Origin of the sequence: Herbaspirillum sp. RV1423, from assembly GCF_000577615.1 — a bacterium.
In the GTDB taxonomy this organism is placed as follows: domain Bacteria; phylum Pseudomonadota; class Gammaproteobacteria; order Burkholderiales; family Burkholderiaceae_D; genus Herbaspirillum.
In genome coordinates this window covers 1-19,121 of the sequence record NZ_CBXX010000011.1, presented here as the reverse complement: position 1 = coordinate 19,121, position 19,121 = coordinate 1, and the positions used below count along the sequence as shown (strand labels likewise).

The 19,121-nt window shown below is 57.5% G+C and carries 20 protein-coding genes; 16 read left to right on the top strand and 4 right to left on the bottom strand.

Going from position 1 to position 19,121, the window contains the following annotated elements:
- Nucleotides 1-60: 60 nt before the first annotated feature.
- Nucleotides 61-861, bottom strand: a complete 801-nt coding sequence (locus tag RV1423_RS12670) for a MetQ/NlpA family ABC transporter substrate-binding protein (protein ID WP_034297020.1) — start codon at nt 859-861, stop codon at nt 61-63.
- Nucleotides 862-987: 126 nt separating this feature from the next.
- Nucleotides 988-1,224 carry a helix-turn-helix transcriptional regulator gene (locus RV1423_RS12665; protein WP_034297017.1) on the bottom strand — a complete coding sequence of 79 codons (237 nt, stop codon included), beginning with the start codon at nt 1,222-1,224 and terminating at the stop codon, nt 988-990.
- Between the two features lie 296 nt (nt 1,225-1,520).
- Between RV1423_RS12665 and RV1423_RS12660 the strand changes: the two genes are divergently transcribed.
- The 12 genes from RV1423_RS12660 (at nt 1,521) to RV1423_RS12600 (ending at nt 12,728) form a co-directional block, all read left to right on the top strand.
- Complete coding sequence (locus RV1423_RS12660; protein ID WP_034297014.1) at nt 1,521-3,224, top strand: methyl-accepting chemotaxis protein; 1,704 nt, start codon at nt 1,521-1,523, stop codon at nt 3,222-3,224.
- 284 nt (nt 3,225-3,508) lie between these two features.
- Complete coding sequence (locus tag RV1423_RS12655; RefSeq protein ID WP_034297012.1) at nt 3,509-4,639, top strand: branched-chain amino acid ABC transporter substrate-binding protein; 1,131 nt, start codon at nt 3,509-3,511, stop codon at nt 4,637-4,639.
- A 103-nt stretch (nt 4,640-4,742) separates the two neighbouring features.
- On the top strand, nt 4,743-5,669 hold the full coding sequence (gene livH / locus RV1423_RS12650) for a high-affinity branched-chain amino acid ABC transporter permease LivH (RefSeq protein ID WP_034297009.1): 927 nt from the start codon (nt 4,743-4,745) through the stop codon (nt 5,667-5,669).
- Nucleotides 5,669-6,895 carry a high-affinity branched-chain amino acid ABC transporter permease LivM gene (locus RV1423_RS12645; RefSeq protein WP_034297008.1) on the top strand — a complete coding sequence of 409 codons (1,227 nt, stop codon included), beginning with the start codon at nt 5,669-5,671 and terminating at the stop codon, nt 6,893-6,895. The genes livH and RV1423_RS12645 overlap by 1 nt, the downstream gene beginning before the upstream one ends.
- A gap of 5 nt (nt 6,896-6,900) precedes the next feature.
- Nucleotides 6,901-7,674, top strand: a complete 774-nt coding sequence (gene livG, locus RV1423_RS12640) for a high-affinity branched-chain amino acid ABC transporter ATP-binding protein LivG (RefSeq protein ID WP_034297247.1) — start codon at nt 6,901-6,903, stop codon at nt 7,672-7,674.
- A complete protein-coding gene (locus RV1423_RS12635) occupies nt 7,674-8,378 on the top strand; it encodes an ABC transporter ATP-binding protein (protein ID WP_034297006.1) in 705 nt (234 codons plus the stop codon). The genes livG and RV1423_RS12635 overlap by 1 nt, the downstream gene beginning before the upstream one ends.
- A 250-nt stretch (nt 8,379-8,628) precedes the next feature.
- Complete coding sequence (locus RV1423_RS12630) at nt 8,629-9,060, top strand: PAAR domain-containing protein (protein WP_081768809.1); 432 nt, start codon at nt 8,629-8,631, stop codon at nt 9,058-9,060.
- Complete coding sequence (locus RV1423_RS28545) at nt 9,057-9,665, top strand: PAAR domain-containing protein (RefSeq protein WP_051516658.1); 609 nt, start codon at nt 9,057-9,059, stop codon at nt 9,663-9,665. Before RV1423_RS12630 ends, RV1423_RS28545 begins: the two co-directional genes overlap by 4 nt.
- Nucleotides 9,662-10,429, top strand: a complete 768-nt coding sequence (locus tag RV1423_RS12620) for a peptidoglycan recognition family protein (protein WP_034297004.1) — start codon at nt 9,662-9,664, stop codon at nt 10,427-10,429. The genes RV1423_RS28545 and RV1423_RS12620 overlap by 4 nt, the downstream gene beginning before the upstream one ends.
- The gene (locus RV1423_RS12615; RefSeq protein WP_034297002.1) at nt 10,426-10,764 is read left to right on the top strand and encodes a hypothetical protein; all 339 of its coding nucleotides are present in this window, start codon (nt 10,426-10,428) and stop codon (nt 10,762-10,764) included. The genes RV1423_RS12620 and RV1423_RS12615 overlap by 4 nt, the downstream gene beginning before the upstream one ends.
- A 322-nt stretch (nt 10,765-11,086) precedes the next feature.
- Nucleotides 11,087-11,608, top strand: a complete 522-nt coding sequence (locus RV1423_RS12605; RefSeq protein ID WP_034296998.1) for a hypothetical protein — start codon at nt 11,087-11,089, stop codon at nt 11,606-11,608.
- Nucleotides 11,609-12,086: 478 nt separating this feature from the next.
- Nucleotides 12,087-12,728, top strand: coding sequence for an FMN-binding negative transcriptional regulator (locus tag RV1423_RS12600; RefSeq protein ID WP_034296997.1), 642 nt, complete (start codon nt 12,087-12,089; stop codon nt 12,726-12,728).
- Nucleotides 12,729-12,812: 84 nt separating this feature from the next.
- Here RV1423_RS12600 and hppD read toward each other — a convergent pair whose 3' ends face one another.
- Nucleotides 12,813-13,907: a 4-hydroxyphenylpyruvate dioxygenase gene (gene hppD, locus RV1423_RS12595; RefSeq protein WP_034296995.1), complete on the bottom strand. Its 1,095-nt coding sequence runs from the start codon at nt 13,905-13,907 to the stop codon at nt 12,813-12,815.
- 178 nt (nt 13,908-14,085) lie between these two features.
- On the opposite strand from hppD, the gene RV1423_RS12590 reads away from it, so the two are divergent.
- From RV1423_RS12590 to RV1423_RS12575, 4 genes are all read left to right on the top strand, one after another.
- The gene (locus tag RV1423_RS12590) at nt 14,086-14,604 is read left to right on the top strand and encodes an Lrp/AsnC family transcriptional regulator (protein WP_034296994.1); all 519 of its coding nucleotides are present in this window, start codon (nt 14,086-14,088) and stop codon (nt 14,602-14,604) included.
- Nucleotides 14,605-14,696: 92 nt separating this feature from the next.
- Nucleotides 14,697-15,797, top strand: coding sequence for a bifunctional DNA-binding transcriptional regulator/O6-methylguanine-DNA methyltransferase Ada (ada, locus tag RV1423_RS12585; protein WP_081768808.1), 1,101 nt, complete (start codon nt 14,697-14,699; stop codon nt 15,795-15,797).
- Between the two features lie 25 nt (nt 15,798-15,822).
- Complete coding sequence (gene alkB, locus RV1423_RS12580) at nt 15,823-16,470, top strand: DNA oxidative demethylase AlkB (RefSeq protein WP_034296991.1); 648 nt, start codon at nt 15,823-15,825, stop codon at nt 16,468-16,470.
- A gap of 105 nt (nt 16,471-16,575) precedes the next feature.
- Entirely contained in the window at nt 16,576-17,808 is a 1,233-nt protein-coding gene (locus tag RV1423_RS12575; protein WP_034296989.1) for an MFS transporter, read from the top strand.
- Nucleotides 17,809-17,854: 46 nt separating this feature from the next.
- Here RV1423_RS12575 and RV1423_RS12570 read toward each other — a convergent pair whose 3' ends face one another.
- A complete protein-coding gene (locus tag RV1423_RS12570) occupies nt 17,855-18,937 on the bottom strand; it encodes a DNA topoisomerase IB (RefSeq protein WP_034296987.1) in 1,083 nt (360 codons plus the stop codon).
- Between the last annotated feature and the right edge of the window lie 184 nt (nt 18,938-19,121).

The following is a 19,121-nucleotide window of genomic DNA, read 5'->3' as shown; positions in this document are numbered from 1 at the left end:
TTGAAAGGGATTTTGACCCGCAGGACTATGTCTGCGGGTTTTTTTTATGGATAACCCGCTTCAGAAGGCCGGCACCAGCGACCCCTTGAATTCGGTCTCGATGAAACTGCGCACTTCAGGGGATTGATATGCCTTGACCAGTTTCTTGACCCAGGGTTTGTCCTTGTCTTCGGTGCGTGTGGCGATCAGGTTGGCATAGCGGCTTTTGGCGTCTTCGACGGCGATTGTGTCGCGCTTCAGCGACAGGCCGGCCTTCTCAGCATAGTCGTTATTGATCGATGCCGCCGCCAGGTCGTCGAGCGAACGCGGCAGTTGCGCGGCGTCCAGTTCCACCAGCTTCAGTTTCTTCGGGTTTTCGATGATGTCGAGCGGCGTGGCATTGACGCCGTTTTCACCGACACCCGGCTTCAGTTTGATCAGGCCGTATTTTTGCAGCAGCAACAAGGCGCGATTGCCGTTGGAGGGATCGTTCTGGATGCCGATGCTCGCGCCTTGCGGCAATTGATCCACAGATTTGTACTTTTTCGAATAGATGCCCAGCGGCGCCGTGATGGTCAGCCCGACCGGCACGATCTTGTAGCCGCGCGCCTTGATCTGACTGTCGAGGAAAGGCTTGTGCTGGAAAGCGTTGGCATCCAGGTCGCCTGCGGCCAGCGCTTCGTTGGGCTGCAAGTAGTCGCTGAAGGTGACGATCTGGATGTCCAGGCCGTCGCGTGCGGCGACTTTCTTCACGACTTCAAACGTCTGCTCGGCATTGCCGACCGAGACGCCCACCTTGATTTTTGTCTTGTCCTGAGCCGATGCCGTATTGAGGCTCAATGCCAGCAAAACGGCCAGCACATTGATTGACCAGCGATGCATTTTTTCTCCCGATGATATGTATAGGCAAACACCCTGCAAAGGGTAGGGCCATGTTTGCATATCGGTTGTCGCGGGAGAAGGAAGGAATCCGCATGTCCATATGCGTCTTCCGTTGCCAGTTGGTTGCTAGCTTTTGGGGGATTTCAGAATCTTCTGCAGGATGCGATTGGGAGGCTCCTGGCAAATCTCGCACCAATCGATGAATTCCATGACGTCGACGTAGCGTTCGCCATTTTCCACTTTCGATATGTACGACTGCGTCTTGCGCATTTTCTGCGCAAGATCGGTCTGGGTCAGTTGCGCCTTTATTCGCACGGCTTGCAATTGCAGGCGTAACGCTTCGTATCGAGGTGTGTAGAGCATATGGTTATGCTATATTCCAAATTGGAATATTCCATTTGAGAATATTCTTGCTATGTCAGTCGCCAGGAGTGCGCTGTGTGAACGTTTTTTTATTTTTTATACCGACAGACAGGACCAGACGCACAAATCAGACAGAAAGGAAACGCGGTGCAGATAAAGACGTGACGTCGCGCGGCGAGACATCAGACAGGCATGAAGGGATGCCGGTCCTGAACGTCATGCAGCGGCTTGTTCAGCATGAGTGCGAGTGCCATCAATTTTGCAATTCCCATTAACAAGAATGAGAAAGAGTGATCATGAAATGGTTCTATAACTTGAGAATAGCGAACAAGCTGGTCATTTCGGTTGTTGGCGTGCTTATCCTGACGGCGATTCTCGGTGTTTTTTCCATTGCTCAACTGTCCCGCGTGAGTCAGGCCTCGACGGACATCAGCACCAACTGGATGCCGAGCATGCGTTCCGCGTTGCAGATGAAAGCCGCGTTGAGCCGGATCCGGGCTTCGGAGTTGCAGCATATCTTGTCGGACAACGATCAGGATTTCGGTTTTTACGAACGCGCGATTGCAGCCCAGTTGACGCAGTTCAAGGAGTTTGATGCCAAGTATCTCAGTTTGGTTTCAGAACCGGAAGAGAAAAAAGCGTATACCGAATTCAAGAAGAATTTCAATATGTATCTGGCCGAAAACGCGAAGGTGCTGGGTCTGTCGCGCGTCAAGAAAGTCGATGAAGCGCGCGAACTGGTGCGCGGCGATTCGACCAGGCTGTACCGGCTCATCAACGATCAGCTCGATCGCATGGGGGAAATCAGCGAAGCCGGCAGCGCCAAGGCCGATGAGGCCGCCATTTCGATGTATGAGAGTTCACGCATCTGGATCGTGGGCTTGCTGGCGGGCAGCATTATCCTGGGAATGCTGCTGGCTTTCTGGATTGCAAGAATTGTCTCACGCCCGTTGAATGTGGCCGTCGAGGTCGCCAGGCGCGTTGCCGAGGGAGATCTGACTGCACACATCGACGTGCAATCGAAAGATGAAACCGGTCAGTTGATGCAGGCGCTCAAGGCGATGAACGATAGCCTGCTGAACATCGTTTCACAGGTCAGGACGGGGACCGACATGATCGCCACGGCCTCCACCCAGATCGCGACCGGCAATTCCGATCTGTCCAGCCGCACCGAGGAGCAAGCCAGTTCTCTGGAGGAAACCGCCTCGTCGATGGAAGAGCTGACCTCAACCGTCAAGCAGAACGCCGACAATGCGCGCCAAGCCAATCAACTGGCGGTTTCCGCTTCCGAAGTGGCGATCCAGGGTGGCAGCGTGGTCGGGAAGGTGGTCGACACCATGGGCGCCATCAACGACTCGTCGAAGAAAATCGTCGACATCATCAGCGTGATCGACGGGATTGCCTTCCAGACCAACATCCTGGCATTGAACGCCGCGGTGGAAGCCGCACGCGCCGGCGAGCAGGGACGGGGATTTGCGGTGGTGGCGTCGGAGGTGCGCAGTCTGGCGCAGCGTTCGGCGTCCGCCGCGAAAGAAATCAAGGGGCTGATCGACGATTCGGTCGACAAGGTCGGTTCGGGCAGCAAGCTGGTCGCGCAGGCCGGCCAGACCATGACTGAAGTGGTGGCCAGCGTGAAACGCGTGACCGACATCGTCAGCGAGATTACCGCCGCCAGCCAGGAGCAGAGCGCCGGTATCGAGCAGGTCAATCAGGCCATCACGCAGATGGATCAGGTCACGCAACAGAATGCGGCGTTGGTGGAGGAAGCCGCGGCGGCGGCGCAATCCTTGCAGGACCAGGCCGGCAAATTGTCCGGGATTGTCGGCATTTTCAAGATCGAGCAGGAGCAATTGCAGGCGCCCGGCACGGCCAAACCGATCAACCCGCTCAAGCAGCAGATGGTGGACATTTCGCCGCGCGCGGCCGCGCTGAAGGGACAGACAGCGCCCAAGCTGGCGCCGCCCAGGAACAATGACGATGAGGAATGGGCGCAGTTCTGAGCAGGGTTGTCATGTTTTTGCCGCCGACGCCGCCTTGTCGCAAGAAAGGTGGCATTTTTTTGTGGCGCGAGTTTCTTTTCCGTGGACAAAAAGTGCAGGAAGGGGTTGATTTTTCGGGCAAAAATTGGGTAAAACGACAAAAATTTAAAAAAAGATGTCGGATATGACGAAAATGTTACACTCCTGACCCATGATTCCAAACATCGGTAAAAATGAGGAATCTTGTTGATAATGTGGCTTGGTCGCGTTATTACCTGAATCAATAAATAATTGGAGGAAATTCAATGAAATCCTTGAACCGTCTGACAAAAATTGCCCTGGCTGTTGGTGTTGCCGCATCCGTCGTTTCCTTTGCCGGCATGGCCCGGGCAGAAACTGTGAAGATCGCGATTGCCGGCCCGATGACTGGCGCCGTCGCCCAGTACGGCGATATGGTCAAGGCCGGCGCACTGACGGCAATTGAACAAATCAATGCCGCCGGCGGCGCTGGCGGCAACAAGTTCGAAGCGGTCCTGATGGACGACGCCTGTGAGCCGAAACAAGCTGTCGCGGTCGCCAACAAGATCGTCAGCGAAGGCATCAAGTTCGTCATCGGCCACGTCTGCTCGGGCTCGACCATTCCGGCTTCCGACATTTATGAAAACGAAGGCGTGGTCATGATCACGCCTTCGGCGACGGCGCCTCAACTGACTGAAGCCAAGCCGCACAAGTTCATCTTCCGCACCATCGGCCGCGATGACCAGCAAGGTCCCGCCGCCGCCAAATACGTGATCGAAAAGCTGAAGCCGAAGAAGGCTGCCGTGCTGCACGACAAGCAATCCTACGGCCAGGGCGTGGCGACTTCGGTCAAGGCCGGCCTGGATGCGGCGAAGATTCCTGTTGTCGTGTTTGAAGGCGTGAACGCCGGCGACAGCGATTATTCCGCCGTCATCACCAAGCTGAAATCGCAAGGCGTCGACTTCGTCTACTTCGGCGGCTACCATCCGGAAATGGGCCTGATCATGCGCCAGGCGCGCGAGCAAGGCGTCAAGGCCGTGTTCATGGGGCCTGAAGGCGTGGGCAACAAGGACATCACCGCGATTGCCGGTCCTGCTTCCGAAGGCATGCTGGTGACGCTGCCGGCCGACTTCGCCGCCGATCCCGCCAATGCCGCGCTGGTCAAGGCTTTCGCCGCACAAAAGCGCGATCCAAACGGTCCGTTCCAGATGCCTGCCTATTCGGGCGTGAAGGTGATTGCCGATGCGATCACCGCCACCAAGTCGACCGACCCGACCAAGGTTGCCGCGTACATCCATGCCAATTCCTTCAAGACACCGATCGGTACCATCGAATATGACAAGAAGGGCGACCTGAAGTCGTTCAAGTTCGTCGTGTTCACCTGGCACAAAGACGCAACGAAGACTGAAGCCAAGTAATTTTTTCATCGGCTTGCAGTAGTCGTCCTCACTGACGTCCCATGCAAATGCCCCATTGCGGTAAGAATGGGGCATTTGCACATCTATATTTGCCGGGTTTCCTATGAATGAACTGCTCCCTCAACTGACCCAGCAGCTCGTCAACGGGCTGAGTCTGGGCGCGATCTATGCATTGATCGCCATCGGCTACACCATGGTCTACGGCATCATCGGCATGATCAATTTCGCGCATGGCGAAATTTACATGATCGGTTCCTACGTCGGCCTGGTGACGCTCACCGCTATCGGCGTGCAGGCGGGCTATCCCTTGCCGCTGTTGCTGGGCGCCGCGCTGATCGTTTCGGTGGTGGTCACCGGCTTGTACGGTTGGACGGTCGAGCGCGTGGCTTACCGGCCGCTGCGCGGCGGGCCGCGCCTGGTGCCGTTGATTTCGGCTATCGGCATGTCGATCTTCCTGCAGAACTACGTGCAGATTGGCCAGGGCTCGCGCGACATGTCGGTGCCGGTGCTGATTTCCGGCGCCGTCGAGTTCCAGATGGGCAGCGATTTCACGGTAACGATTCCCTATTCGCGCATGATCATCGTCAGCGTCACCTTGCTGCTGATGGTGTGCCTGACGCTGTTCATCGCGCGTTCGCGCATGGGTCGCGCCTGCCGCGCCTGCGCTGAAGACATGGGCATGGCCAACCTGCTCGGCATCGACACTAATCGCGTGATTTCCTTCACCTTCGTGCTCGGCGCGATGCTGGCGGCGGTCGGCGGCGTGCTGATTGCGCTGACCATCGGCAAGCTCAATCCGTATATCGGCTTCATCGCCGGCATCAAGGCGTTTACTGCGGCCGTGCTGGGCGGCATCGGCAGCATTCCCGGCGCCATGCTGGGCGGCGTGCTGCTGGGGCTGGCCGAGACCTTTGCCGCAGGTTACCTGCCGGCCGAATACAAGGACGTGGTGTCCTTCGCCTTGCTGGTGCTGATCCTCTTGTTCCGCCCGACAGGTTTGCTGGGCAAACCGGACGTGGAGAAAGTCTGATGCCGATTACACTCAAAAACGCCGTGGCGGCGGCGATCCTGACCGCCATCCTGACCACGCCGATGCTGGGCCTGCAATTGAAGCTCGAAGGCTATCGCGTGGTCCTCAACGCGCACTGGACGCCGGTGCTGATTGCGGTGCTGGCGGTGTTCGTGTTCCAACTGATCAAGCCGTTCCTGGCGCGCAGCGCCAAGAAGATCCACCTGCCCGCATTGCCGCAGTTGCAGCCGCGCCAACAGCGCTACGGCTTGCTGGTGCTGCTGGCAGTCGCGCTGGTGTGGCCGTTCTTCGGTTCGCGCGGCAATGTCGACGTGGCGACGCTGGCGCTGATCTACGTGATCCTCGGCCTCGGCCTGAATATCGTGGTCGGTTTCGCCGGCCTGCTCGACCTGGGATATGTCGGTTTCTACGCGGTTGGCGGCTATACCTATGCCTTGCTGAATCAGTACTTCGGTTTCACGTTCTGGGAGTGCCTGCCGATTGCGGCCGGCATGTCGGCGCTGTTCGGCTTCGTCCTGGGCTTCCCGGTGCTGCGCCTGCGCGGCGACTACCTGGCCATCGTCACGCTGGGCTTCGGCGAAATCATCCGCCTGCTGCTCAACAACATGACCTCGCTGACCGGCGGTCCGGACGGCGTGTCGGGCATCCCGAAACCGACCGTGTTTGGCATCGAAATGGCGCGCAGCGCCAGCGTCGAGGGCGGCACCACCTTCCATGAAATGCTGGGCCTGACCTATCAGGGCGGGCACATGGTGATCTTCCTGTATTTCCTTGCCTTGCTGCTGGTGCTGTTCACGTATTTCGTGACCAGCCGCCTGATCCGCATGCCGATGGGGCGCGCCTGGGAAGCCTTGCGCGATGACGAGATCGCCTGCCGTTCGCTGGGCATCAATCCGACCAAGATCAAGCTGTCGGCGTTTACGCTGGGCGCGGCGTTCGCCGGTCTTGCCGGCAGCTTCTTTGCCGCGCGCCAGGGCCTGGTGAATCCGGAATCCTTCACCTTCATCGAATCGGCGCTGATCCTGGCGATCGTGGTGCTGGGCGGCATGGGCTCGCAACTGGGTGTGATCCTGGCGGCGATCCTGCTGACCGTGCTGCCGGAAATCGCGCGCAGCTTCGCCGAATACCGCATGCTGATTTTCGGCCTGGTGATGGTGCTGATGATGATGTGGCGTCCGCAAGGCTTGCTGCCGGCGACGCGTCCTCATGTGGAGTTGCCAAAATGACGGCGATGACGACAAACAATACTTTGCTGGAAGTCTCCGGCCTGTCGATGCGTTTCGGCGGCCTGCTGGCGGTCGACAGCGTGTCGCTGTCGGTGATGGACAAGGAGGTCTTCGCCATCATCGGTCCCAACGGCGCCGGCAAGACCACGGTGTTCAACTGCATCAGCGGCTTCTATCAGCCGACCAGCGGCGACATCAGCCTGGGCGGCGCGTCGATTGCGCGCAAGCCTAGCCATGTAGTGGCGCAGCAAGGCCTGGTGCGGACTTTCCAGAACATCCGCCTGTTCAAGACCCTGACCGTGGTTGAAAACCTGCTGGTGGCTCAGCACAACCAGCTCAACAACAACCTGGTATCGGGCCTGCTCAAGCTGCCGGGATATCGTCGTTCCGAAAAGGATGCGCTCGATCGCGCTGTCTACTGGCTCGACCAGCTCGGCCTGACGGCGCTGGCCAACCGCGAAGCCGGCACCTTATCGTATGGCTTGCAACGCCGCGTCGAGATCGCGCGCTGCATGATCACCAGGCCGCGCCTGCTGCTGCTCGACGAACCGGCCGCCGGCCTCAATCCGCAAGAGAAGCAGGAGCTGCAGCAACTGATCGACAAGCTGCGCCGCGAACACGGCGTCGCCGTGTTGCTGATCGAACACGACATGAGCCTGATCATGGGCATCTCCGACCGCATCCTGGTGATGGAGCACGGCAAGCCCATCGTCACCGGCACGCCGGACCAAGTGCGCAACGACGAGCGCGTGATCAAAGCCTACCTGGGAGAAGAGTGATGTTGCAGTTTGAACAGGTGCACACTCATTACGGCGCCATCGAGGCGCTGCATGGCGTATCGCTGAATGTGGAGAAGGGCGAGATCGTCACGCTGATCGGCGCCAACGGCGCCGGCAAGACCACCTTGCTCATGACCTTGTGCGGCAAGCCGCGCGCCTCGAGCGGCAAGATCGTTTTTGAGGGCGAGGACATTACCCGGCGTTCGACCCATGAAATCATGCGCATGGGCATGGCGATTTCGCCGGAAGGCCGGCGTGTTTTCCCGAGCCTGACCGTGCTCGAAAACCTCAAGATGGGCGCGTTCTTTGCAAAGAACGAGGAGATCGAGCAGGGCATCGAACATGTCTTCGGCTTGTTCCCGCGTTTGAAGGAGCGCGCACACCAGCGCGCCGGCACCATGTCCGGCGGCGAACAGCAGATGCTGGCCATCGGCCGTGCGCTGATGAGCAAGCCGCGCCTGCTGTTGCTGGATGAACCGACGCTGGGCCTGGCGCCGCTGGTGATTGCGCAGATCTTCGAGATCATCCGCACCATCCGCGACAACGGCGTCACGGTGTTCCTGGTCGAGCAAAACGCCAACAAGGCGCTGGGCGTGGCCGACCGCGGCTACGTGCTGGAAAACGGCCATGTCGTGCTGGCCGACACCGGCGCCAACCTGCTGGCCAACGACGCCGTGCGTAAAGCCTACCTGGGCCATGCTTAAGAATTAAGGGCTGTATCTATAATAAACTGACCTTGTCTACAGGAAAAAAAGGGACTTGCCGGTAATGCCATTCAGTTAAGCTTAATCAGCTTCGATTTTTGAAGTGAAAAGAGTCGTAAAAATAAGAGGCGCCGCTCCGAATAACTTCGCAGCGGCGCTTTTTTTGTTTTAACCGGACAGCATAGGGGTTTGCTGGAAACTTTTATATGGCTAACATGCTAATTTGACAACTCAAGGCTGAGGGGCTCGTATGCTATACGACGGAATCGAAGTAACTGATCTAAACGCGATTTGGTGGATTGAAGAAAATCAGCGAATAAAAGCGTTACCCATCATTAGCACACATAATTTTATAACTTTAGGTTCAAAAACCAAGAATGGCGGCGTAGTTCATACAGCCACCTCAGGTCGAACAATTAATGGTATTTCGGTGGCGTTAGTTGGCGATGAGGTGCGCTATCCAAACGGGGAAATTGCCTTCATCACCTCAGGCGCGGGCGCTGCATCGATATATGACGGAAAATGCCTTGCCGTAGAGGGTAGCCATGTCAGCAATGGCGACGGAATCGAAACCAGTAACCAGAAAGGCTACGGCATCGTTATCCGAGCAGGCATGCCACCCATCCCCGGTTTCCTCGAAGAGGGATACGTACCGCCTCCTTTGGAAGCCTTGCAGGGATGAAGCGCTTCTACATTTTCGAAGGTGACAAGACCTCATCTGGCGGGACGCCGATAGCGTCGCAAGACCACTCTACCTGGCATGGTCGCAAGTACATCATGCTTGACGATAAGGTCTACTGCCCGGCGTGTAAGAAGACCGGCACGGTCGTTGGACAAGGCGCGCGTCTAAATGACGACTGGATGGGAAAGCGTCCCGCCCTCAATGACGATATATGTGTTTGTGATTGCAGGCCGGCGCCAAAACTGATCGCTTATCAGGATAGTGATTGGCAGATGATGACCGCCGAAGAAGTCGCCTATCAGGGCGGCGGGGCGGCTCGGAACGTAGCTGCCACCGCCCCAACCTCGCAATTTTTTGGCTCAACACTTGGTGACGACGAGACTCACGCGATCCGGTTTCAAGCGCTCGATCCCGAGACGGGCGACCCTATGCCCAAGTGCGCCTACATCCTGATGCGCGAGAACGGCGCTCAGCATGGTGGTGTCACGGATCGAGAGGGCTTCACGGAGGTCATCGAAACCGCACGGCCTGAACAGATCGGCATCCACTTCATGTTCAAGTCTCCCAAGGGTGAAACCATTGATCGAGAGGACTTGGCAGCATGAGCGACATTCGCAACGAGGATCTCAAGACGGGCACCTTTGACACTTGGGCCGTCATCAAAGCCAAACGGGCTGTTGCGGTCAATACCGTGCAGGTGAAGGTCAATCACAAAGCCGCCACCCGGCAAGCGATCATCGTGTCGCTTCGGCGAGAAGGCTATACCGTTGAAACCCGTGCCCAGTGGAAAGCGAAAGAACCACCCGGAAGTCCGAAACGCGACTGGGACTATCACGGCATTGCGATCCACCATGCGGGCAACAGCTTTTCGTGTGAAGCGGACAGCGCAGAGCAGTTACGAAAAGCGGAACGCATTGACTTCGAGAAATTCGGCCATCTCAGCTATCACTATGCAATAGGCTGCGATGGATTGATCTACGAAGCACTCGATATTCGAAACAAAGGGGCACATATCGCGGTAGGCAATACAGGCGTGATCGGTATCGTCATGCTGGCAGACCTGAGCGTACACGGCGAAGCGTACAAGGAGGAATACCACGAAAAGTCCTTGCTTGGAAAGATGAGAGGAATTTTCGATTGGGTTCCGGATAAGGTGGATGTCGTGACCGATGAGCCGCCAGAAGTGCAAATAAAGGCGCTCTTCGCTTTGGTGAAAGCACTCCGGACCTATTTTCCCATCACCAGTCTTGGTGGTCATCGAGAATACCAGCGTTTGGCGACTCATGAAGGCAGAGCCTGTCCTGGCGCGTACGGGATGATTCTGGTGAATATGTTGCGCAACGACCTGAAGCTGGGAGGCCCAAAATGAGCCAACGGTTGTTGTCCATCACGCTGGCATTACTTCTGGTTATGACTGTATGGCTCTTTCTTGGCATCGAAGAGACACCTCGTGAGCATCGCACTGATTACGAGTTCTTCGCTAAGCAGATGCCAAGTCTTCAGGTTATTTATCGTAATCCCGCAGTCTGCGGCGAATGCGATGTTGAACCTTTTTCCACGCTATCCCCAGAAACGCTGGAAAAACTTTCCGGCTTTTGCCGGGTACGGTTCGGCCTAGATAACATTCGGGCATGCTATGCAGTCTTCGAGGAGATGCAGCGCATGGCGACTGAACGGACAGCCCAACCTGAGAAAACCCCATGAAGCGGCTCATTGCCATCGCAACGGGAGTCCTCATGTCAGCTTGTTCGAACAAAATGCATCAAGTATGGGTGGCAACCCGAAGCACCCCCGTGTACGCATCTCAGAGCGACACGGAAGAGAAAATTCTGTTCACGCTAGCAGCAGGCGATGCTTGTATTCCCTTGAGAGACGTTGTCATGAAGGTATATCTGCACACTGAGATGCAATGCAAAAACGGGCGCGGGTGGGTTATCGACAAACAAAATTTTGACATAAAATCGACTGGCTGACCCGAGTTACATCGTACGCGAATGACCATAGAATTTTTATTAAAGGCAGGTGTATGAAATTCTTTGTTTTATTTCTCCTATGTTTTGCGTCAAATTTTGCTATTTCTGACAGCCTGAAGATAGGTGAAAATATTGCCGGTGAAGTGATTCATAAAATAGATGCAGAAAAAATTACGAACGACATTTACACGCCTAATGCTTACCACTTTATAAAGAAAGATCAAAGTACCCCGACCTGCTCACTTGTTGACAGAAAAAACCAAAGTAACCTATTGGAGATAATGTCGCCGGAGGAAATGGAATACCCCAATTGTAATAAAATTTGGAGGCCGATCATAACCAAGATTGGTAGCGATTATTATGCTACGTATAGATATGACGTTGAAGATCCTAAGAAAGTTTTCACTTCGTCCTATCAACTGGTGAAAATTGCAAAAGACGGATTTTATAAGTGCAAGCAAAACGACTCAATCAACGAACTTCTTCAACAGAAAAAAACAAACACTTCTGCTGCGATTAGGGACGTAATAAAGATAATCGGATGTACTCCGCTTGCGGATGATCGTAGCGTTTGACGAAATTGATGTTCCGGCACACATCTCCAAATGAAACTTATTATCGTAATCCTCGGTGCTTATTTTCTCTGCCAATTTCTTCTGGCGCAAACGCCACTAGTATTGAATCAGACCTGCGCTGTTTTGTGGGAGAGTCTCCGCAAAAGACGAAACTCGAGATGATGCGATATTCGGACGATGCTAACGGCGGCTGGACAGGGGGATATATCAAATATGGAAAAAACAAACCTCCGATTACAATCGTCTAGCCGGTCAGCTTTGGCTGCGAAAATATGTCGTGCGTAAAGCGTATTTAGGCCGCGCTTAAATCACATTTCCGGCCGCGCGTTGTCAAGTTTTTCACAACGAGCGGCCGGCATTGTCGAATGTTTTGCCCGCTATAAAAAACCGGCAGGGCCGGTTACAGTAGATCACTTGAGCGAAGCAGCTATCCAGCAGCTTCGAGCGAGCATCAAGCCGATCACATCGAGGTAAACACATGTACCTACCCAGCCATTTTGCCGAACCGGACCGCAACGCCCTGCATCGCCTGATGCAGGAAAATCCCTTGTCGACATTGACTACGCTGACGCCGGTCGGCCTGAATGCCGACCATATCCCATTGTTGCTGAGCCCTGATGAGGGCGAACATGGCGTGTTGCGCGGCCATGTCGCACGCGCCAATCCGCTCTGGCGGGAATATGTGCAAGCGACCGAAGTGCTCGCAATCTTCCAGAGCGCCGACAGCTACATCTCGCCGTCGTGGTATTCGACCAAAAAAGAACACGGCAAGGTCGTGCCGACATGGAACTATGCAGTCGTGCATGCTGCCGGTCCGCTGCGCGTCATTGATGATGCCGAGTGGCTGCGCGGCTTGCTGAAGCGCCTGACCGCGCGTCATGAATCCTCCATGCCGCAGCCGTGGTCGATCGAAGATGCGCCTGCGGATTACATCGACAAGATGCTGGGCGCGGTGGTCGGCATCGAAATCGTCATCACAAGACTGGTCGGAAAATGGAAGGTCAGCCAGAACCAGCCGGCGCAAAATCGCGCGGGCGTGATCGACGGTTTGCGCAGCCTGGAACGGCCGGACGCCGCTGCCATGGCGGCGCTGGTGGCCGAGAAAAACAACAAGACGTGAATTGCAGCGCCGTGCAGGCGCTACAGGTCGTCGCCGGCAAAATGTCTTCCACGGCGAAGCGCCCCTGTGTCTTCCGCTTTCCGCTCAGATCACACCGCGGCGGATCTGATCCAGCTCGATCGATTCGAACAAGGCCTTGAAATTGCCTTCGCCGAAGCCGTCGTTGCCCTTGCGCTGGATGATCTCGAAGAAGATCGGTCCGATCAGCGTCTGCGTGAAGATCTGCAGCAGCAGGCCCTGGCCTTCGGTCGGCGCGCCGTCGATCAGGATCTTCAGTTGGCGCAGCGCCTGCAGGTCTTCCTTGTGGCCGGGAATGCGGCGCTCCACCAGATCGTAATACGTGTCGATCGTGTCTTGCAGCGGCACCTTGCGCTGATACAGCGTGCGCACGGTGTTGTAGATGTCGTCGGTGCCCAGCGCAATGTGCTGGATGCCTTCGCCGTTGTACTGCTTGATGAATTCCTCGATCTGCGATTTGTCGTCCGCGCTTTCGTTGATCGGAATGCGGATCTTGCCGCACGGGCTGGTCATAGCGCGCGACTTCAGGCCGGTCAGCTTGCCTTCGATGTCGAAGTACTTGATCTCGCGGAAATTGAACAGGCGCTCATAGAACGACGACCAGGTATCCATCGCGCCCCGCATCACGTTGTGGGTCAGGTGATCGATATAGGTCAGACCGACGCCCACCGGATGGCGCTCGACGTTGGGGAAGAATTCGAAGTCGATGTCGTAGATCGAGCCGCGCTCGCCGTAGCGGTCCACCAAGTACAGCAGCGAGCCGCCGATGCCCTTGATGGCGGGGATGTTGAGTTCCATCGGGCCGAGCTTGGCGGGCACGCCTTCGGCGCCCATCTCCAGCGCCCGCTTGTAGACCGCGGCGGCATCCTTGACGCGGAACGCCATGGCGTTGACCGAGGCGCCGTGGACCTTGGCGAACGCGGTGGCGTTACTGTCCGGTTCGGCGTTCAGGATGAAATTGATCTGGCCCTGGCGATATAGCGTGACGTTCTTGGAGCGGTGGCGGGCGACCGCCGAGAAGCCCATCGATTCCAGCACGGCGGCAATCGGCAGCGGATCCAGTGCGGCATATTCGACGAACTCGAAACCGTCGGTGCCCATCGGATTGTCGAACAGGTCGGTGGCGCTGCGAATGGAAGAAATCTGCGTGGTCTGGCCCATCATGGTCTCCTGGTGGTCGGAGCGGGCCGGCGCCTTGTGAACCCTTTGCACTCGCTCCGTGCTGGGTGGTATGTCAGGCTAGTTTATTGCAGTAAAAGTGCAAAATGTGATTGTTATATCCAAATTTTTCGCGGTATTATGCACAAATTATTCGTATTTGTGCCTAAAAAAGGGAATTATGAGTGCAATCACCGTAGACCGGTTTGATCTGGCCTTGCTGACCGAATTGCAGCGCGACGGTCACATCACCAACAGCGCCCTGGGCCAGAAAGTGCACCTTTCGACATCGCAGATCAGCCGCCGCGTGCAGCGTCTGGAAGAGGCCCACGTCATCGAGCGTTATACCGCAGTGCTTGATCCGGCGGTGGTCGGGCTTGGCGTCACGTCGTTCACCAGCGTCACGCTCGACCGCCAGGGCGAAACGCGCGGCGACCAGTTCGAGAAGGCAGTGCAGGACATGCCGGAGATCATGGAATGTTTTTCCATCACCGGCGAAGCCGATTATATCCTGCGCATCGTCGCGCCGGACCTGGCGGCATTTTCCGAATTCATGATGACGCGTTTGCTGCGCCTGCCGGGCGTCACCAACGTCAAGTCCAACATCACCATGAAACAGATCAAGCACTCGCACGTGCTGCCGCTGGACCATGTCACGCAACCGGCGCAAAGCCGTCAGCGCATCAAGTTTTCGTCCTGATTTGCAACGCCGGATTTGAAAGCAAGGCGCGGAGTGCCGGGCTGCGGTCGGCTTCTTATACTGCGATGACCGTGTAACTAAAAGGTGTCATCATGTCCAGTATGAATACCCGTAATGCCTCTTCCTCCGAAGCGGTTTCCAAGGCGTCCGCCAGTCCGGACGACTTGCGCTGGCAAGCGGTAACGCAGCGCGACAAAACCGCCGACGGCGCCTTCTATTACGCCGTGCGCACGACCGGCGTGTATTGCCGTCCGTCGTGTCCTTCGCGTCAGGCGCGCCGCGAAAACGTCGCGTTTTTCGATACCGGCATGCAAGCCGAGCACGCCGGATTCCGTCCCTGCAAGCGTTGCAAGCCGAACGAAGCGGCATTGGCCGAGCGCCAGGCGCAGGTGATTGCCGCGGCTTGCCGCGCCATCGAACAAGCCGAAGAATTGCCTTCGCTGGATGAACTGGCGCAGATCGCCGGCATGAGCCGTTTCCATTTCCACCGCGTGTTCAAAGAAAAAACCGGCGTCACGCCCAAGGCATATGCCGCTGCGCATCGCGCCCGGCGTTTGCGCGAGGAGTTGGCGCAAAGAGGCACCGTCACCGACGCAATGTACGAGGCCGGCTTCAATTCCAGCGGCCGCTTTTATGCCGAGTCCGGCGGCCGGCTGGGCATGACGCCGAGTGCCTGGCGTGCCGGCGGCAGCGGTGCGCAAATTCATTTTGCCGTGGCGCAGTGCTGGCTCGGTGCGATCCTGGTGGCGACCACGCAGAAGGGCGTCTGCGCCATCACGCTGGGCGATGATCCCGATCGACTGGTGCGCGATTTGCAGGACCAGTTTCCGCAAGCCGAACTGGTCGGCGGCGATGCCGAATTCGAAAAGCTGATCGCCCGGGTGATCGGTTTCATCGACGCGCCGCAAGGCGATCTCAACCTGCCGCTGGACGTGCGCGGCACGGCATTCCAGCAGCGCGTATGGCAAGCGTTGCGGGATATTCCGGCCGGCACGCGTGTCACCTATTCCGACATTGCCGAACGTATCGGCAAACCGAGTGCGGTGCGCGCCGTCGCCAGCGCCTGCGCGTCGAATGCGATCGCGGTGCTGATTCCCTGCCATCGCGTGGTGCGCATGGACGGTTCGCTGTCCGGCTATCGCTGGGGCGTCGATCGAAAGAAGGCGTTGCTCGACAGGGAAAGCGGATCGTGAAAGCGATCGTGACAGAGAGTGTGCAATGAGCGGCGACCTGTTCGCCGCCTTACGTGTCCCGGCGAGCGAATCCATCGCCGATGGCGCGACATGGTTGCACGCCTTCGCCGACGATTGCGCGGCGGCCTTGCTGCAGGCGCTGGAAGACGTGACCGCGCAGGCGCCGTTCCGGCAAATGCAGACGCCGGGTGGTTACACCATGTCGGTGGCCATGAGCAATTGCGGCGAGTTCGGCTGGGTAACGGACCGGCGCGGCTATCGCTATCAACGCGAGGATTCGCTGTCGGGTGTGGCATGGCCGGCCATGCCGGAAGTATTTCGCGATCTGGCGGCAAGGGCGGCGACGGCCGCCGGTTTCAGCGGCTTCAGGCCGGATGCTTGCCTGATCAATCGCTATATTCCCGGCGCGCGCATGTCGCTGCATCAGGACAAGAACGAGAGCGACATGCATCAGCCTATCGTGTCAGTCTCGCTGGGTTTGCCGGCGACGTTTCTGTTCGGCGGCGCGGCGCGGTCCGACAAAGCTGTGCGCATGTGCCTGGAAAGCGGCGACGTGGTGGTATGGGGCGGCCCGGCGCGGCTGCGGTTTCATGGCGTCGACACGCTGGCCGAAGGGGCGCATGCGTTGACCGGAAGGTGTCGTTACAACTTGACTTTTCGCAAAGCTTGTTGAGTTTCGAGACGATCCCCAAAATGGGGCGCAAAAAGACAAGCCGGTGCATAAGGTCTAAAATTCCGGTTTTCTTTCCCCATCACACATAGAGACAAACAGGCCATCATGGAGACAGCGCTTAACCCTCCGGAGATCCCACCGGCAATAGAAAAACAAGCGGCAGAGAAGACCGGCTTCCGCGTATTGGGAGCAATCAGTTTTTCGCATTTCCTCAACGACATGATTCAGTCGCTGCTGCTGGCGATTTATCCGCTGTTGAAGGGCAATTTCCATCTGAGCTTCGCCCAGATCGGCCTGATCACGCTGACATTCCAGGTGACCGCTTCGCTGCTGCAGCCGCTGGTTGGCCTGTATACCGACAAACACCCGAAACCGTATTCGCTGGCCATCGGCATGGGCTCGACGCTGTGCGGTTTGCTGCTGTTGTCGGTGGCGCCCAATTTCACCGTGCTGCTGATCGCCGCCGCGCTGGTCGGCACCGGTTCCTCGGTCTTTCATCCTGAAGCCTCGCGCGTGGCGCGCATGGCCTCGGGCGGTCGTCACGGCCTGGCCCAATCGCTGTTCCAGGTCGGCGGCAATGCCGGCAGCGCCATGGGGCCGTTGCTGGCGGCGTGGATCATCATTCCCGGCGGCCAGCACAGCATCGCGTGGTTCACCATCGCGGCGTTGATCGCCATCGTCGTGCTGCGCCAGATCGGTCACTGGTATCAACGCCAGCAACTGGCGGGCAAAACCAAGCCGAAAAAGAAGGCGGCAAGCCATGTCGAGCTGCCGCGCAACAAGGTCGTCATGGCGGTCGGCATTTTGTTGCTGCTGATCTTTTCCAAGTACTTTTACATGGCCAGCCTGTCGAGCTATTTCACCTTTTATCTGATCAGCAAGTTCCAGTTGTCGGTGCAGGATGCGCAGATCCACTTGTTCGTGTTCCTGTTCGCGGTGGCGATCGGCACCGTGCTCGGCGGCCCGATCGGCGATCGCGTCGGCCGCAAGCTGGTGATCTGGGTGTCGATCCTGGGCGTGGCGCCGTTTACGCTGATGCTGCCTTACGCCAATTTGTTCTGGACCGGCGTGCTGACGGTGATCATCGGCATGATCCTGGCGTCGGCGTTTTCGGCGATCCTGGTGTTTGCGCAGGAACTGATGCCGGGCAAGGTCGGCACGGTGTCGGGATTATTCTTCGGTTTCGCCTTCGGCATGGGCGGCATCGGCGCCGCGTTGCTGGGCAAGCTGGCCGACATGACCGATATCTTCTTCGTCTATCAGGTTTGCGCCTTCCTGCCGCTGATCGGCTTGCTGGCGGCTTTCCTGCCCAAGCTCGAGAAATCGCGCGCAGCATGATCGGCTTCGCCGGCTTTCCGCGCATGCAGCGGAAGGCCGGCGGGCTTCAGTTTTTCTTCTTGTTTCCTTCCTTCTTTTTCTTCTGTTCCTGCAGCAGCGCCAATACCGTCGCTTCTTCCGGACTCAGCGCATGGATGTCGCCGATCGGGTTGTCGTCCGCCTGCTGTTTCAGTTGGCCCACGGTCACGCCGTCCAGATACGCTGAAATCACGTCCGGATGCACGTAGCATTTGCGGCAAATTGCCGGCGTGTTTCCCAGTTTCTTGGCCACGTGTGCGATCGCCTGCACGATGTTTTTCCTGGCCTCGGCCTGCGAGTCGAATTGCCGGGGCTCGTCCAGCGCCGATGCAGCCAGCACGGTTCCGGCCCAGGTGCGGAAATCCTTGGCGGTGTAATTCTCACCCGTGACGTCACGCAAGTAGTCGTTGACGTCGCTTGAGTCTATTGCGTGCGTTTCGCCGGCCTCGTCGACGTATTGGAACAGCTCCTGTCCCGGCAGATCGAGCAGCTTGCGCACGATGCGCACCATGTAGGGATCGTGAAGCTTGATGGTGTGCTGCACGCCGCTCTTGCCGTGAAAATGGAATTTGATGTCGGCGCCGTCGGCCTTGACATGGCGGTTGTTCAGCGTGGTGATGCCGAACGATCGGTTGTTGCGCGCGTACTCTTCGTTGCCGATGCGCATGAGCGTGGCCTGCAACAGATAAACGACGGTTGCCAATATTTTCCGCTTGTTCAGGCCTGGTTTTTTCAGGTCGCGTTCCAGGCATGTGCGTATCTGCGGCAATGCCTGCGCGAACGCAATCATGTGCTGGTATTTGACCTCGTCGCGCACGCTGCGCCAGAGTGCGTGATAGCGGTATTGCTTACGCTGGCGGGCGTCGCGTCCGGTAGCCTGGATGTGGCCGTTGGCCCAGGGACAGATCCACACATCCTCCCAGGCGGGAGGTATCGCCAGCGCCTCGATGCGTGCGATCTCAGCCTCGTCGCGGACAGGCCGGCCTTCGCTGTCCGTATAGACGAAACTTCCGTGGCCGCGCGTGCGGTGGATGCCGGGAGTATCGTCATTGACATAGCGCAGGCCGCTTTCCCTGGCAAGCTGTTTTACTGTCCGGCCAGTCTGGTTCATTGTGGGCACGCAGTCAGCATGGCGGTGGATTGGTGCATGCATACGAAGAGCTTTCTTCAGGAGAGCTTGCGTTTGCGGGCAACGAAGGGTAGTGCTGGAATGGCAACTATGGCGAGGACAACCGACATGCGATACAGGTCAAAAGAAATCTTCTGCATGGTGCCTTCGTTGTGACGGCAGGAGG